14 protein-coding genes are annotated in these 15,362 nt (G+C 37.7%); 8 read left to right on the forward strand and 6 right to left on the reverse strand.

Annotation, left to right across the window (positions count from 1 at the left end; all coding sequences use genetic code 11):
• Positions 1-5 precede the first annotated feature (5 nt).
• The 3 genes from ACUR5C_RS01040 to ACUR5C_RS01050 are packed head-to-tail and all read left to right on the forward strand — an operon-like array spanning position 6 to position 1,652.
• Positions 6-797, forward strand: a complete 792-nt coding sequence (locus tag ACUR5C_RS01040) for a PhzF family phenazine biosynthesis protein (RefSeq protein ID WP_454466459.1) — start codon at positions 6-8, stop codon at positions 795-797.
• 46 nt (positions 798-843) lie between these two features.
• Positions 844-1,182: a tRNA-binding protein gene (locus tag ACUR5C_RS01045; RefSeq protein WP_454466460.1), complete on the forward strand. Its 339-nt coding sequence runs from the start codon at positions 844-846 to the stop codon at positions 1,180-1,182.
• A 23-nt stretch (positions 1,183-1,205) separates the two neighbouring features.
• On the forward strand, positions 1,206-1,652 hold the full coding sequence (locus ACUR5C_RS01050) for a YaiI/YqxD family protein (RefSeq protein ID WP_454466461.1): 447 nt from the start codon (positions 1,206-1,208) through the stop codon (positions 1,650-1,652).
• Between the two features lie 36 nt (positions 1,653-1,688).
• Here the strand turns inward: ACUR5C_RS01050 and rsmD are convergent, their stop codons facing one another.
• Complete coding sequence (gene rsmD / locus ACUR5C_RS01055) at positions 1,689-2,306, reverse strand: 16S rRNA (guanine(966)-N(2))-methyltransferase RsmD (RefSeq protein WP_454466462.1); 618 nt, start codon at positions 2,304-2,306, stop codon at positions 1,689-1,691.
• 409 nt (positions 2,307-2,715) lie between these two features.
• Between rsmD and ACUR5C_RS01060 the strand changes: the two genes are divergently transcribed.
• Positions 2,716-8,718, forward strand: a complete 6,003-nt coding sequence (locus ACUR5C_RS01060) for a GAF domain-containing hybrid sensor histidine kinase/response regulator (RefSeq protein ID WP_454466463.1) — start codon at positions 2,716-2,718, stop codon at positions 8,716-8,718.
• 42 nt (positions 8,719-8,760) lie between these two features.
• Here the strand turns inward: ACUR5C_RS01060 and ACUR5C_RS01065 are convergent, their stop codons facing one another.
• Together ACUR5C_RS01065 and ACUR5C_RS01070 are read right to left on the reverse strand one after the other, a co-directional pair.
• Positions 8,761-9,147, reverse strand: a complete 387-nt coding sequence (locus ACUR5C_RS01065) for a TonB-dependent receptor (RefSeq protein ID WP_454466464.1) — start codon at positions 9,145-9,147, stop codon at positions 8,761-8,763.
• 43 nt (positions 9,148-9,190) lie between these two features.
• On the reverse strand, positions 9,191-10,096 hold the full coding sequence (locus tag ACUR5C_RS01070; protein WP_454466465.1) for a hypothetical protein: 906 nt from the start codon (positions 10,094-10,096) through the stop codon (positions 9,191-9,193).
• A 171-nt stretch (positions 10,097-10,267) separates the two neighbouring features.
• On the opposite strand from ACUR5C_RS01070, the gene ACUR5C_RS01075 reads away from it, so the two are divergent.
• The gene (locus ACUR5C_RS01075) at positions 10,268-10,831 is read left to right on the forward strand and encodes a DNA-3-methyladenine glycosylase I (RefSeq protein ID WP_454466466.1); all 564 of its coding nucleotides are present in this window, start codon (positions 10,268-10,270) and stop codon (positions 10,829-10,831) included.
• Between the two features lie 47 nt (positions 10,832-10,878).
• Here the strand turns inward: ACUR5C_RS01075 and ACUR5C_RS01080 are convergent, their stop codons facing one another.
• Positions 10,879-11,451: a TlpA family protein disulfide reductase gene (locus ACUR5C_RS01080; RefSeq protein WP_454466467.1), complete on the reverse strand. Its 573-nt coding sequence runs from the start codon at positions 11,449-11,451 to the stop codon at positions 10,879-10,881.
• Positions 11,452-11,640: 189 nt separating this feature from the next.
• Between ACUR5C_RS01080 and ACUR5C_RS01085 the strand changes: the two genes are divergently transcribed.
• The 3 genes from ACUR5C_RS01085 to ACUR5C_RS01095 are packed head-to-tail and all read left to right on the forward strand — an operon-like array spanning position 11,641 to position 13,232.
• The gene (locus ACUR5C_RS01085; protein ID WP_454466468.1) at positions 11,641-12,072 is read left to right on the forward strand and encodes a YybH family protein; all 432 of its coding nucleotides are present in this window, start codon (positions 11,641-11,643) and stop codon (positions 12,070-12,072) included.
• Between the two features lie 52 nt (positions 12,073-12,124).
• Positions 12,125-12,682, forward strand: coding sequence for a heme-binding beta-barrel domain-containing protein (locus ACUR5C_RS01090; protein ID WP_454466469.1), 558 nt, complete (start codon positions 12,125-12,127; stop codon positions 12,680-12,682).
• A 49-nt stretch (positions 12,683-12,731) separates the two neighbouring features.
• Entirely contained in the window at positions 12,732-13,232 is a 501-nt protein-coding gene (locus ACUR5C_RS01095) for a hypothetical protein (protein WP_454466470.1), read from the forward strand.
• On the opposite strand, the gene ACUR5C_RS01100 is transcribed toward ACUR5C_RS01095, so the two are convergent.
• Together ACUR5C_RS01100 and ACUR5C_RS01105 are read right to left on the reverse strand one after the other, a co-directional pair.
• Positions 13,229-14,005: a ferredoxin--NADP reductase gene (locus ACUR5C_RS01100; protein ID WP_454466471.1), complete on the reverse strand. Its 777-nt coding sequence runs from the start codon at positions 14,003-14,005 to the stop codon at positions 13,229-13,231. The genes ACUR5C_RS01095 and ACUR5C_RS01100 overlap by 4 nt on opposite strands.
• Positions 14,006-14,123: 118 nt before the next feature.
• Complete coding sequence (locus ACUR5C_RS01105) at positions 14,124-15,173, reverse strand: diguanylate cyclase domain-containing protein (RefSeq protein WP_454466473.1); 1,050 nt, start codon at positions 15,171-15,173, stop codon at positions 14,124-14,126.
• Between the last annotated feature and the right edge of the window lie 189 nt (positions 15,174-15,362).

The raw sequence follows: 15,362 nt of genomic DNA on the forward strand, positions 1-15,362 counted from the left end.
AATATATGCGGTTAAAAATTTACCATATCGACGCATTTACTAAACAAGTTTTTAAGGGGAATTTTGCGGCGGTTATTTTGCTTGACGAGTGGTTAACTGCTGAGCTGATGCAATCGATAGCCGCCGAGAATAACCTTTCCGAAACCGCTTTTGCTAAAAAAAGCGCAGTTAATACTTATGAGATAAGGTGGTTTTCTCCAATTTCCGAGATTGACTTTTGTGGCCATGCCACACTAGCTACGGCATTTGTTTTGTTTAAACAAGATCCCAGTTTAAAGTTTGTGACATTCTTTGCTGAGGCCGTTGGATCGCTTGATGTAAAACAGCTTGAAAACGGACAAATAGAAATGAGCTTTCCAAACAGAAAGCCCCAACCGGTCGATGAAATACCAGAGGCACTAATCGACGGTCTTTCGATAGAGCCTAAAGAAGTCCTAATAAATGAACAAGCCTACTTTGTAGTTTATCCCGAGCGCCAGAATGTTCTTGATGTAACGATTGATGAAAATAAGATTAAAACTTTAGCGCCATATGATGTTGTGGTCACCGCTGTTGCTATTGATTACGATTTTGTTTCGCGTTATTTCTGGCCGGCCAACGGGACACTTGAAGATCCTGTCACTGGTTCTATTCACGCTGGACTTGCTCCCTTGTGGGCTGAAAAGCTTGGTAAAACTAAATTAAAGGCGTTACAAGCGTCTGCTCGAGGAGGCGAAATACTTTGTGAAGTAAGTGATGACAAAGTGAGCCTGGTTGGTGACGCGGTACAATATTTAGAAGGCTATATTGAAGTTTAAAAAATGATTTAAGGTTTAGTTAGCACTGTTAGTTAGAGGACTTGTGATGGATAAAATTAGTTGGGAAGACTTTAGCAAAGTAGAACTTAGAGTCGGTGAAGTTGTTCAAGTGGATGAATTTCCACAAGCAAGAAAACCAGCATTTAAATTAGTGATCGACTTTGGGGAAGAAATAGGCAAACTAAAATCTAGTGCTCAAATTACTCAGCTATATAGTAAACAGGAGTTAATTGGCAAACAAGTAATTGCAGTGGTTAACTTTCCAGAAAAGCAAATAGGCCCTTTAATGTCACAATGTTTGGTTACGGGCGTCCACGACGCAGCTGGTGGAGTTTCGTTAATTTCCCCTGATCATCGGGTTCCTCTAGGAACTAAGCTCGCTTAAAAATAATTCGTTAAGGTATTAAAATGAAAATTTGGGTTGACGCAGACGCTTGTCCTGTGGTGATTAAAGAAATTTTATTTCGTGCGGCAGAGCGCACTGGAATAGAGCTTACTTTAGTTGCCAATCAGGCAATTAACACGCCTGCTGCGAGAAACATTAAATCAATGCAAGTTGTTGCTGGCTTTGATGTTGCAGATGATGAAATCGTTAAAAGAGCCCAAGCTGGCGATTTGGTGATTACCAGTGACATTCCATTGGCCGCCGAAGTCATTGAGAAGGGGGCTTTAGCGCTTAGTCCTAGAGGCGAGCTGCACACTAAGGACAACATAAAAGCGCGCTTAACCATGCGAGACTTTATGGACACAATGCGAGCTAGTGGTGTGCAAAGTGGTGGGCCTGCTCCTTTAAATCAAACCGATCGAAAAAACTTTGCTAATCATCTGGATAGAATTTTAGCCAATCAATTTTAGCTTTAATTCTTAGAAAAATTGAGCCAACAAGTCTAACTAAGCCTTTTTAGAATAAAGGGCGTAACTCAGGCTTGAAGTTTGCTTGTATTTTAGTTGCTCCCAGTCTTCACTTGGAACAAATTCATTTTGGCTTGACTCTTGTTCTAAATAGATAACGCCGCCTGGTGCTAGTAAGCGGGCCGCTTGTGAAAAGCTTTTTGCGAGTATGCCTTTCCCAAAAGGAGGATCAAGAAAAATAACATCAAATTGTTGTTCGCTTTCAGCTATAAAGCGCTCAGCGTCAGTACACAGGGCATGGAAATGGGAAACTTTGAGTAACTGACAGTTACTTTGAATTGACTGGAGTACTTTCGGGCTTTTTTCGACAAATGTTACCTGCTTAGCACCTCTAGATAAGGCTTCAAAGCCTAAAGCTCCGCTGCCGGCAAAAAGGTCTAAACAATTCGCCTGGTTGATATAGGGACTTAACCAGTTAAAAACTGTTTCCCTAATCCGGTCGAGGGTAGGGCGTAAGCCATCATCAAGCTGAAAACTTAATTTTCGGCCGCGCATTTGACCGCCAATTATACGTATTTGACCTAAATTTTGACGCTGCTTATGTTTGCGCAAATTTTTTTTAGTTGAGTCGGGCTTGGTCGAATTTATAGGGGGCATAGTCTTATCCAGCAAAATATCTTCGCATTGTAGGAGACTTCATTTTTGATAGCAAACCTTAAAAGAAAACCATGTTCTAGTGTATTGTTATTCCCGATTAGTTTAGTTTTCATTATCTCTAGTTGAGTTATCTGTGGTGCTTTTTATAACATATTGTTTTTAATGAGAAATAATATTGAAGATGGCATATCATTGATGGAGATTTTTGTGTTTATATACCATACTGTATAAAAAGGGATTGAACTGAATATCGCTAAGATCATTATTGTCGGCTAGAAATTTAGTCATTGCAATTAAATTAGTTTATTCCATAAAAACTGTCACCAACTGAAAAGGTGTGCTGTCGGTTTAAATTTCAACATTGTCAATGCTTACTCGCATTGTAAACCAGTGAAATAATAACAACCAAATGCGAAATAGTGTTCCTCAACAAGATCAGTTAATTGATATTAATAGTGACGTCTCTAACGCGTTGCTACTTAGCTTATCTGAACTAGCCACAAACGCGCAAAAAGAAACTCAATTTTATATGGGGCTACAAAATCTCATCATGGCTGAATTGCCTTTTTGTGCTATTGAAATAGAGTTAAAGCTAAATTCCTCTAATCAACTCTTTAAGGTTTATGCTTCAAATGAAACCTTAGTAGCAAATCAGGAAAGTTTCGCTTTTGATGATTGCATGGAAGAAAATATTCTGTTGATAAATCAGTCGCAATCTTCTAAGAAGGTAGAAACTGTCGTTAAGGCTAATCAAATGAGACAGGAGCTGGCCGTTAAAAGTAAGCTGCTCGTCGCTTTGAATGTTGCTGGAAAACCTTGCGGGAGAATAGCCTTTTACTTAGCAAAAGAGTATGTCGGTTTATCAAGCCAATGTGAAAAAACCTTATCGATTGTCGCCAATATTTGTGCTCAATTTATTAAAAGTAAAAATGATGAAAGAAAATCTCTACTAAATAATGCAATAGATATCGATAATAGTCTTGTTAAAAGTAAGCAAGAAGAGCAGAAGAAAGCTGCGGAAAAAGTTTTGCTTACAATAGCAGAGCTAGCTAATTCAAGCATGAATTTACACGACTTTTATCTTGAGATGCACAAACAAATTGGTCTAATTGTATATGCTGAGAATTTCTACGTTGTAAAAAAAGTTGCTAGTGAAGACGGCTTTCAATTTGAATACTATTGTGATGCAAAAGACAAAAAAAGCCTAAGTGATTTAAATAAGCTGCCTCAAAGCATTATAAATCAAAGTTTAACAGGGTTTATTTTACAGCAGAAAAACTCTTTATTATTAGATGATAACGGTCTTGCTGACTTGCAAAAAACAGAAGGCATAGTAATTAACGGGCCAACACCTATTTCTTGGTTGGGCGTTCCTTTAGTACTAGATGCTGAAGTTTTTGGTGTGATGGTACTCCAATCATATATTCCTGAGAAAAAATATACTCTAGCAGAAAAGCAATTAATGGAGTACGTTGCTAAATCCGTCGCTAACGCTATTCAGCGAAAGGCTAATCAAACCACTTTAGAAAATCTTGTTAAAGAAAGAACTTATGAGCTAGAAAAAGTAAACAGCGTTTTACTTAAGGAAATAGAGGAAAAGACTCGCGCTCAAAAAATACAAAATGCGCTTTACGAGATTTCTAATGTTGCTTATATAAACTCAAATATATATGAGTTCTATAGCAAAATACATCAAATATTGCGCTCGCTTTTCTATGCGGAAAATTTTTATGTTGCTATTTTAGATGATACCAAGAAGTCTTTGGTTTTCGATTATTTTTCAGATATTCAAGATAAAGAGTTACTACAAGATAAAGTAATTGGTATAGATGAGAAATTGCTTTCCGCTGTCTTATTTAATCGCGGAGAAACTTTATTGCTAGACAAGGAAAGCTTTGAATCGCTTCAACAAGCAGAATCAGTCTCCCTGGTAGGAAGCATGTTTGAGTCCTGGCTTGGCGTCTTGCTTAAAGCAGATGACCAACCAATTGGTATACTAGTCGTTCAAAGTTATGATGCGAAAGAGAAATATACTGCCTGGCATAAAAACTTACTTGAATATGTTGCACAGCATATTTCTAGTGCTTTTGCGCGTAAGCAGCACCAAGATGAACTAGAAAGAAAAGTCTTATCAAGAACGCAAGAGCTAGAGCGTGAAATAGAATTTCGAAAGCAAAGTGAAACGACTAAATCTGCCCTCTACGAAATCGCCAACTTAGCAAACATGGACTTAAAATTAGAACACTTTTATCGTGAGCTTCACTATATTATTAGCCAGTTAGTTTATTGTGAAAATTTTTATATCGCTTTGAAAGAGCCAAACAGTGAAGGCTTTAAGATGGTTTATTTTGTCGACACTGTCGATGAATTTAATATTGAAAGCATTTCAGCAATGTCGGAAGAAAGCCTTTCCAATAGTTTAACCGCCTATGTTATGCGGAAAGGCGAATCAATATTGGCGACCAATAATGATATTGTTGATTTGCAACAAAGAAACGAAATTACTGCCTATGGTCCAGAGACGCTATTTTGGTTAGGTGTTCCTCTTTTTATTGATAACCAAGTAATCGGTATTATGACTTTACAAAGTTATCTGGCAGATAAAAGCTACAATCTCAAAGACAAAGAATTAATGATTTTTGTGGCGCAACATGTCGCTTCAGCAATTCAAAGGCAGCGTCGTAAAGACTACTTGCAAATGCAGGTTAAACAAAGAACACATGAAATCAATGAAGCCAATGTTAAGTTAAAAAAACAGTATGATAAAGCCGAGCGTGCTAGAAATATACAAACTGCATTATTTGAGATAACAGACTTAGCTTCGAGCGCAAAAAATGCAGACGAGATTTATGTAAAGATTCACCAGATTATATCTAGGCTAATATATGCCGAGAATTTTTATATTTGCTTGCTTTCCGAAAACGATCAAAGTATTGATTTTGTTTACTTTGTCGATCAAGTCGACGAACTAGATAAAGAAGCGTTAAAAAAAATCCCATCAGAGTCAATTAGACGAACTTCCACTGGCATTGTATTAGCTAGTGGTAAATCTTTATTAAGAACGCCAGACTCAGAGGAGTCGAAGCATAATAAATCATATATTGGTCTTCGTTCGCTCTACTGGTTGGGCGTACCATTAAAAGTAGATGACGTAGTTTTGGGGGTGGTAGCCATTCAAAGTTACGACGCGCAGCATAAAATTGGTCTGGAAGAAAAAGAGCTTTTAGAGTTTGTTTCACATCATATTGCTTTAACGTTAGAGAGACAGCGTGCGCAAATAAATTTAGAAAGAAGAGTTGTTGAGCGAACGAGAAAGCTAGCTGAGACAAATCAATATTTGCAACAGCAAATTATAGAAAGAAAGCGCAGTGAAGCGATTCAGTCAACACTATATTATGTTTCTAATTTAGCTTCTGAAAATTTAAGCTTGCAGGATTTGTTTGCCAATATTCATAGTGCTATAGGTAAGATGGTCTATGCAGAAAATTTTTATGTTGCGCTATTAGATAAGCAGACCAACCTGCTTGACTGGGTCTATTTGGTTGACTCGAATCAAGAGTACGATTACGAAAAATTAAAGAAAATTCCCGACGATGTTAAAGATAAAAGTTTAGCGCGGTTAGTTGTAGAGAGTGGCGATTATTTAAATATTAATAAAAAGCAAATAAAGCGTCTAGTTGAAAACAAAAAGGTTAAACTAATCGGTGCTACCTGTGAATATTATTTAGGAATCCCTTTGATGTTTTCCGATGGTGCTCATGGGGTGATGGCGGTACAGTCTTATGATTCGACTATAAGTTTTAGCGCTGCGGATGAAGAGTTATTGGTTTTTGTTGCTCAGTCTATTGTATCTACCCTTGAACGTAGAGCTTATCAAGATTTATTGGAGCGACAAGTTAAGAATAGGACTAAGGAATTAACCCGAATAAACCAAAAGCTTGAAGTAGAAGTTGCCCAAAGAGAAGAGTCAGAAAAACTACAAAATGCACTCTATAGAATTTCAGAAACACCTCAAGAATGCTCTACCGATAATGAGTTGTATATAAGGTTGCATAGTATAATCTCTCAGCTAATGTATGCGAAAAGTTTCTATATCGTTATTGTTAATCCGCAACAACAGGAGTTTAAATTTGAGTATGTGGCGGATGCTGTTGATAAAGATATTCCCAAATCAATACCATTTGGAACAAGTTTAACTCACTATGTTTATCGTAAAAAGCAGTTAGTTCATTTAAACAGATCTCAAATTATAGCATTGGAAAATAAAGGCGAATTCAATCTGCAAGGTAGTATTCCAGAAGACTGGATAGGGGTACCGCTAATGTCAGATTTTGAAATGATCGGCATTATGATCATTCAAAGCTATGATCATAACTATTTATACGGAGACAGGGAGATTGGCATTCTCAGTTTTGTTTCTACCCATATTTCCGATGCTCTGCAGCGTAAACGTGCAGAAAGAGAATTACGTGAAACCTATGAGGCTCTCGCCGAAAAGACTAAAAAGGCAGAAGAAGCAAGTCGCGCAAAGTCTGCGTTTTTGGCAACGGTAAGCCACGAAATTAGAACGCCTATGAATGGTGTTTTAGGCATGTTGTCGTTATTAGATGACACTGAAATGAATAGTCGCCAACGAGACTATGTGACTAAAACACTCACCTCTGCTAAATCCCTACTCGGTATCATTAACGACATTTTAGATTTTTCAAAGATAGAAGAAGGTAAAATGGAGTTGGAAAGCACTGGATTTAACCTAATTGAAGTATTAGATAATATAATGGATTTGTTTTCTTCTAAGTTAAATGAAAAGGGTATTAGCTTTTATTTGGATTTGGATAGTCAGGTTAAGTTGTTTAGGCGAGGAGACCCTCTAAGGCTATCTCAAATTATAGTTAACTTAATTGGCAATGCGATAAAGTTTACTAACCAAGGCTTTATACGGCTTTCAATAACAGAAAAAGCCAACTCGGTTTTACATTTTGAAGTTGAAGATACTGGGATTGGCATTGCGAAAGATAAGCGGGAAAAAATATTTCAATCATTCACGCAAGCAGACGATACGACTACGAGAAAATTTGGCGGTTCAGGTTTGGGTCTAAGTATTTCGCAGCAACTTGTGAATTTAATGGGTGGTAAAATATATGTAGATGGGCAGCAGGATAAAGGCAGTAAGTTTATATTTGAAGTGGTAATTAAAGAAGACTTTACCAACAAACTGCCACAGCCAGTTTTAGATTGTTCAGTTTTTACTATCGTTGCCAACGAGGAAAGTAAGCGGTTCTGGCGCAACTGCGCTAAGGCTTTCCAGTTTAACTTAGTTGTTGTCGCAGCAAGTGAAGTGATTGCTAGCGCTGAATCTATCAGTAATATAGTTGAGTCAAAACTGAAGGAATTGTCTCATCTATTTATTGCTTGTGATGATCAAAGCGGAGCTTTAAATCGGTTTGTTAATCAGCTAATGTCAAAAAACAAGTCTGCAGCTTGTGTTTATAAATTAGCTAGCAGTCAGGGTGACAGTGCTAGTGAAAACGAGCAATCTGCAACAGGTTTAAATGAGATCAGTTTACCGCTAAAAATTGGCAGTCTATTAACATTATTAAATGAAGATTATTGTGTCTTACTCGATGAAAAGAAGCCAATGTCTGTTCCAGTAAAGCAGCTAGAAATTACGAGTAAGGTTTTGCTCGCTGAAGACAACCCGATTAATCAACAAGTAGCAAGAGAGTTGCTGCAAAAAGCGGGAGCAAAAGTTGTTATAGTCAATAATGGTAAAGAGGCTGTAGAAAAAGTTACTAAAGAAAGTTTTGATGTAGTTTTTATGGATATACAAATGCCAGAAATGGACGGCATTGAAGCAACTAAGAAAATAAGAGAGTTTACTAATTTACAGAGCTTGCCAATTATTGCTATGACCGCCAATGTAATGAAAGGTGATCGAAGTAAATGTATTAAAGCCGGTATGAATGATTATTTAGGCAAGCCGATTGATAAATTTATACTGTATAGTTTGCTAGAAAAATACACTCTTTTAAAAAGCAGCAATAAAATAGACAGCGATCCCAAACGGCCTGAATTAAGTAGTGCGTCGCTTAGCATGCATCCATTTTATCGAAAACTAATTGATAAATTTAACGATGAGCAATTGGTTGCTGATTTAGCGACTATTTTTACGAAATCACATCAAAATGACTGTCAAAAGATATTGCAATATATTAATACTGTACAGTTTGATAAAGCCTTAGAGTGTTTACATAAACTAAAAGGTTCGGCAGGTGAGCTAGAAATGATTAACTTAGTTGAGCAGATTGAAAAAATTGAAGAAAAATTAAAAGATGATACGACCCCAAGCAAGCAAGATGTTGGCGAGTTTGCAAAGTCGCTTAATAGTATGCTTGCGCTAAATATACCCTAGTAATCCGACGACTAGCGCAAGGCAATAGGTTAGTTGTGAAATCTATTGATTATTTGTCGACTTATTTTCTTTTATCAACATCATTTTCATGATAATCATTGAAGCCAAAATAAGTATAGAAGCTAACCCCATAACCGGCCCTAAAATATTTGCAGCAACATAATTACCGTACATTAAAAATAGGCAAGTTACTAAGATTAAGGTGCCAACTTGATGCAGGTTATATTGAATTGTGGCTGTTTTTTGACTATTGCTGGTAAGGTAAATTTTAAAACATAAACTATAAATAAATCCAACAACAAATCCTAGGAGCATTATGTGAGCGTGTGTTACAAGCTGGGCATGATTGTGGCTAGCGGCCATGTAGATACCTAAAAGTAACCCAATAATTCCGTAACCAAAAGCGCTTAATAAATATTTTGTATGCATGCTTTCACCCTAAGTTGTTATTATGATTGCTAAGCTATAAATATTAGCCTTGCAGTTCCTCTATTAAACCTGCAATTTTCGCACTTAATTCGGTAGGTAGCTCTTCACTTTCTAATTTTTGTTGGAGCATATTAACCAAATCTTGAACGTTCCAGTTTTTAATTTTTTCTTCTAGCTGCAAATCAATATAAGCATCTTGCAGCTTTGCTTGACGTTCCGTCTCTGCCTGTTTAGCTGCTAATTCTGCCTGTTCGGCATTAACTTTACTTTGCGACTCTAGCAATTCTTTTTCAGCTTGCTTACGTTTTTTCTCTTCGATAATAGCTAATCGCTTTTCTTTAATTTTTACGCTTTCCATCATCGCTTTTTTGGCTTCGGCTTGTGCCTTTTCAGCTTCAAGTTTAGCTATTTCTAGTTTTTCTTGCTCTTTTGCTGTTGCTAGTTTTTCTTTTTCTAGCTGCTTGAAGTCAGATAGCGCTTGATTAAGTTCAGAGTACAATTGAGCCACCTTTTGCTGAATTGATTGAATGTTATAACGCTTATGAAACTCATCGGATTCTTTTATGAATTTAAGTTCTTTTAGAGCGTTCTGGAGTAGTTGTTTATTAAAGATATTGTCGTTTTTAAGTGAATTATAAAAACTGCCTACTAATAAGTCTGCGGTTTTATACCACTCTGCCTGCCCGGCATCTTCTTCAGGCAAATTGAAGCTAGATAGCACTGTATCTACCTGGGTTAGTCTAAAGTCTGACTCTTCGCTGGCGATCAGTAGCTCATCTACTGCCTGTGAGAGCTCTTCTATTTGATTATGTGATTTTAACCAATGAAAAGCGCCATCAATACCGTCTCTAGAAACTGATTCGCTTAAATAGCTAAGTTTCTTCTGCCAAGTTTTGGAGAAGTTTTGGGTGCGTTTTTTTAATTTATCTATATCAAATGAGTTGCTCATATATGGCTTCTTTATATTTTTCTTGTAAAGCAGAACTCTGTATATCGAATACTTACTAGCGTGATTGACATGGTTGCACCTAAGTATATACTAATTTTTAGCTAAGTCGCTAATCTAGAAGATGTTAATAAACAATATATTAGCTAATTTAAAGCCATACAAGGAAATCTTATGAATCGTTGCGGTTGGGTTGGAAAAGATCCAGTTTATATCGAGTACCACGATACAGAGTGGGGCGTACCCGTTACCGATAGCGAGCTTTTGTTTCAGCATTTGCTGTTAGATGGAGCCCAGGCGGGCCTAAGTTGGATAACTATATTAAAGAAACGAGAAAATTATCGCCGGTTATTTTATGGTTTTAATCCAGAGAAAATGGCCAACATGAGTGATACAGAACTAGATAAGCTACTATTGAATCCAGAAATTATCCGCAACAGGCTGAAAGTTTATGGATTTAGAAAAAATGCACAAGCCTATTTAACACTTTCCGAGAAGCAACCGTTTAATGAGTTTTTATGGCAATTTGTTGATGGTAAGCCCGTGCTAAACCATTGGCAGAAGTTGAGTCAAGTTCCTACTAAAAACGATGCTTCAGATAAAATGGCTAAAGCATTAAAAAAAGCTGGTTTTAGCTTTGTTGGGACGACCATTTGTTACGCTTTTATGCAAGCTGTTGGTATGATTAATGATCACACTACTGACTGCTTTAGACACCCACAAGTCATCATCACCTGACCAAGCCTCAGCCAACTTTACAATAATTTATTGTAATAGTTGCACCATCAATTGATAGACTCAGCTAAATCTTGAGCTAAGCTGCGGTGCGGCGTTTCTATCACCTGGTTCACTATTTTATTATTTTTTAACAAGAATATGCTCGGCGTAAATTGAACTTTAAAACTTGCTCGATAGGCTGGTGGCAATTGTTTATCTTGATTTAAAGCAATTAGCTGTATTTGACTCAGCGGCACGCCACTTAGTTGCGCAAGCTTAATTAAGCGCGGTACTTCGCGTTGGCTATCATGACACCAAGTGCCAAAAAATACCTTAAAATCAAAAGACTTGAGCTTCGAAAACAACTCTACTTCTTGCGTTGTTGGAGAGTAGCGGTCAAATTCTTGGGAAAACACTTTAAAAGTTTTAAGCAGGCTTTGAGGGCTAATATCACCAGTAAAGGCTGCTAGGTTTGTGGGTGCTAAATCAAGTGAAGTTGAGGCTGAGGCTGTACTTAAACTATGAGGGTCGCTGCTGTCGTTAGTGTCCACGAGTTTAGGCTGTGCTAGCAGCGGATTGACCAAAAATCCAACGATTAATATTAGTGGCATTTTCAATGAGAGTGGTGTTAGGTTTGTCATTTTTATTGAATTCCTATGCGGAAACCGGATGAAAGGGTTGTTTGATTGAGTCTTGAAGTGAGTGTAGCAATTGATTGGGATTAGGGTCTAGTTTAGTTGGCAAATGATAAAAAATAACCTGCAGGTGATTGAATTTGGTGTCCTTTCAGCTTTACCATACAGATAACTAAAAGCAGGCAGGTAGGGAAAATGAAATTATTGGGTTGGTTTAAAGTTTTTGGCGCTATTTTATGCTTAAGTATTAGCTTAAATCTAAAAGCAAATGCTGAGGTGCAAATTAGAAATATTATGCAGCAACAGCAAGATGCTTGGAATTCAGGAAACCTGAAAGCTTTTATGCAGGGGTATTGGCAGTCTGAAAAGCTTCAATTTATTGGCAAGAGTGGGATAAAGACAGGATGGCAAACAACGCTCGACAATTATAAAAACTCTTATCCAAACCAAGCCGCCATGGGCAAATTGACCTTCGATATTTTACAAGTAGAAGTCAACGGAGACAGTGCGTTTGTTTTAGGTAAATGGTCTTTGCAAAGAGCTAGTGACAACCCGCATGGATTTTATACATTATATTGGAAAAAAATTGAGGGTCAGTGGAAAATTATTATTGATCATTCTAGCTAAAGTCTTACTATCTAAGCGGTTTTTATTAAAGCATGATTATTGGAGATAAAGTTTGAGTAACAAGGTCGATTTTGGCCCTTTAAGTGGTTTAATAGGGTGTTGGAAAAGTCATAACGGTGAAGATGTTGCGCCAGAGCGAAACGGGCCGGAAACAAATCTTTACTATGAAGTATTAGAGTTCTATCCAGTGAGAGATATTAGTAATGCTGAAGAGCAAAATTTAGTTTCGCTGCGTTATTTTCAACAGGTTTTTAGAATCGAAGATAATGAAATGCTGCATAATGAAACCGGTTATTTATCGTGGGATAGTGCTAACGAATTGTTAATAAAGTCGTTTTCTATTCCTCGCGGACTGGCAGTTGTGGCTGGCGGAGAAATCAGTGAATTAGAGCAAGGTTATGAATATCAAGTTGCAGCTGACAAAGAAAATTCGCAATGGCAAATTACTCAGTCACCTTTTTTAAAGCTCAAAGCCATTACCCATTCGTACCGTTTTAACATGAAGTTAGAAAATAATAAGCTTAGTTATATTCAATCAATGTCGATTGATATTTATGGTAAAAATATTGAGCATACGGATCGTAACCAGTTGATAAAATGTGATGAGTAAACACTATTTAGTTAGCTTTATAGGCATAAGTATTGGAGTAGTTTTTAGTATGATTGTGTCAAGTCACAATCAAGAAGCGCATCAGTTAAAGCCAAAATCCCTTAGCGAAAACAAAAATCAAGAAGCTTCAGAGAGTTTCAGCAAAGCCGAATCCGCTAGTAGCCTGAAACCAACAATTCCGTTACGCCCTTTTACAAGCGATGGTTGCTCTTCTTTTCCCGATGGTAATTTTGAAAATAAAACCTTGTGGTTAACTTGTTGTGAAGCGCATGACAAAGCTTACTGGTTAGGCGGAACTTATGCGCAGCGCAAAAGTGCCGATCAGGAATTAAAGGCTTGTGTTCAACAATTAGGTGAAACGGCGATTGCTCATATAATGCAGGCGGGCGTTCGGATTGGCGGCAGCCCATTTTGGCCAACCAGTTTTCGCTGGGGTTACGGATGGGAAGAATCGCGCGGGTATCAGGCCATTTCGGCTAATGAGCTTGCTCGCGCTAACCAGTTATTAAAACGCTACGAAGCAGAGCAAGCCAATAGCAAAAAGGATTAAGCTTCTACAAAAGCCCGCTCGATAACATAATCACCTTGTTCACCCATGCGCGGACTTATATTAAAGTCTAAATTGTCTAGCATAGCTTGCAAGTCTTCGAGCATGCTTGGGCTACCACATAACATGACTCGATCGGTTGTTGGGTTTAGTTGTGGCAAACCTAAGTCATCAGCGAGTTTGCCAGACTCGATTAAGTCAGTGATTCTTCCTTGGTTTACAAATGGTTCGCGAGTTACGCTTGGGTAGTACATTAATTGTTGTTTTACTAGCTCGCCAATATACGGATTTTGCGGAAGTTCATTTTGAATAAATTCGCGGTAGGCTAGTTCTGAAACATGCCTAACACCATGAAACAAAATGATTTTATCAAATTTTTCATAGACATCTGGATCACTGATAATGCTCATAAAAGGCGCTAAGCCTGTGCCAGTGCCCACTAAATATAAATGCTTGCCTGGGCGTAAATCATCCGCGACTAATGTGCCGGTTGGTTTACGGCTCACATAAATTTCATCACCAGGCTGAATGTGTTGTAGTCGAGAGGTCAGTTCACCATTGGGCACTTTAATACTAAGAAACTCTAAGTGCTCTTCATAATTAGCGCTCGCAATACTATAGGCGCGCAATATAGGGCGCTTTTCACCTGGAAGCCCAATCATTAAAAACTCGCCATTTCTAAACCTTAGCGCAGAGTCTCTAGTGGTTCTAAAGCTGAATAATTTGTCATTCCAGTGATGAACACTAAGAACATTTTCAAGTGCAATTTTAGCCATAATGCTGCTGTATAAAACCTAGTCAACCAAATGAGAGGCATTCTCATTTAATGGTGGGCCAATGTCAAGCGCCAAACGGTAAAAAACCAATGAAATACTAGGTTATTGGCTAAGTTTTCTATTTTATCCACTGATTAAGCTTTTCCGCTGAATAAAATTGATAAAGCTGCTCATTTTCTGTGGCCAAATACATCGCTTGGTTGGCTTGCTCGATTAAATCATTAACCGTGTTTTTATCGCAGGGCTCTACCTGTGATTCGGCTGGTTGAGGTGTAAAAGTTGCTATGCCCATATTGGCAATAAAACGACTGTTATTATTAAATGTTGCGTCAATGGGTTGCTCGAATGATGCGCCAATTCTTTCGACTAGCGGTAAAATTGCAGCTGGCTTTAAAAGGTTAGGTACAAGCACGGCAAATTCATTGTTACTGTATCGAATGCAAGTGTCTTGCTTTCGTACTGCGGCGCGAATGCGAGATGCCGCTTCTGTTAGTAAACAATCACTTAACTTTGCCTGATATCCCTGAGAAGAACATTTTATGTTAATAAATATAAGGCCTACTTGTGTTTGGTTGCGCTGGGCGAGCTGAACAGACTGTTCTAAATTCGCTGCTAAATAATGTTTGTTTGGCAGCTTAGTCAATCGGTCATAATTGGCAAACTCGATTAAAGCGCTTTGTTGCTGTTTGATAAGACTCATATCGGTCATATCACTAATATAGTAAGCAAGCTGGCCGCTTGGTGTATATACACAGGTAATAGTTTGCCAAACGTAAAATAAATGACCATCAAAGTGGCGATAGCAGACTTCGCCTTGCCAGCGACCATCTAGTTCTAGCGTTTTCCAGATTCGATTATAAAAGCTTTCATCGTGTTCTCCAGAGCGCAGAATAAAGGGTTTTTTCCCTACTATAGATTGGCTGCTGAAGCCAGAAATACGGGTAAAAGCAGGATTAACCTGCATAATAATGTGGTTGGCATCGGTTAGCATTATGCCATTGGCACTCGATTCAAATGCTAGGTTCGTTAAACTAAGCTGATCTAGCGGTCGACTCTCGCCAACATTATATTGAAGGTTTGCTTGTTCTTGAGTCTGGCCTTGGCTTGACTGTGAATCTGTTATATCAATATAAGGAAATTGATTGGAAACTTTGTATGAGCTTTGCATCTAGAGTCGATTCCTTTTGATTAACAACATAAACGGCTAAGTTGTTTTAGTTTAATTAATATTTTGTTTTGTTCATTTAGATAGTTCACAGTTTCTTTATTAACCAGTTGAATCCACTTAATTTGGGAACCAGTTCGCTAAATATTTGCTTAGGCGTTTGGATTTGTACTATTCGGCCTAAAAAAACAA

It is taken from the genome of Aliikangiella aequoris (assembly GCF_053709105.1).

Bases quoted from the DNA above. Each gene is read 5' to 3' on its own strand.
- ACUR5C_RS01050 (WP_454466461.1), top strand. From the start codon at position 1,206: ATGAAAATTTGGGTTGACGCAGACGCTTGTCCTGTGGTGATTAAAGAA.
- ACUR5C_RS01060 (WP_454466463.1), top strand. From the start codon at position 2,716: ATGCGAAATAGTGTTCCTCAACAAGATCAGTTAATTGATATTAATAGT.
- ACUR5C_RS01070 (WP_454466465.1), bottom strand. From the start codon at position 10,096: ATGAGCAACTCATTTGATATAGATAAATTAAAAAAACGCACCCAAAAC.
- ACUR5C_RS01085 (WP_454466468.1), top strand. From the start codon at position 11,641: ATGAAATTATTGGGTTGGTTTAAAGTTTTTGGCGCTATTTTATGCTTA.
- ACUR5C_RS01100 (WP_454466471.1), bottom strand. From the start codon at position 14,005: ATGGCTAAAATTGCACTTGAAAATGTTCTTAGTGTTCATCACTGGAAT.
- ACUR5C_RS01105 (WP_454466473.1), bottom strand. From the start codon at position 15,173: ATGCAAAGCTCATACAAAGTTTCCAATCAATTTCCTTATATTGATATA.
- ACUR5C_RS01080 (WP_454466467.1), bottom strand. From the start codon at position 11,451: ATGACAAACCTAACACCACTCTCATTGAAAATGCCACTAATATTAATC.
- ACUR5C_RS01040 (WP_454466459.1), top strand. From the start codon at position 6: ATGCGGTTAAAAATTTACCATATCGACGCATTTACTAAACAAGTTTTT.
- ACUR5C_RS01045 (WP_454466460.1), top strand. From the start codon at position 844: ATGGATAAAATTAGTTGGGAAGACTTTAGCAAAGTAGAACTTAGAGTC.
- ACUR5C_RS01065 (WP_454466464.1), bottom strand. From the start codon at position 9,147: ATGCATACAAAATATTTATTAAGCGCTTTTGGTTACGGAATTATTGGG.
- ACUR5C_RS01075 (WP_454466466.1), top strand. From the start codon at position 10,268: ATGAATCGTTGCGGTTGGGTTGGAAAAGATCCAGTTTATATCGAGTAC.
- rsmD (WP_454466462.1), bottom strand. From the start codon at position 2,306: ATGCCCCCTATAAATTCGACCAAGCCCGACTCAACTAAAAAAAATTTG.
- ACUR5C_RS01095 (WP_454466470.1), top strand. From the start codon at position 12,732: ATGATTGTGTCAAGTCACAATCAAGAAGCGCATCAGTTAAAGCCAAAA.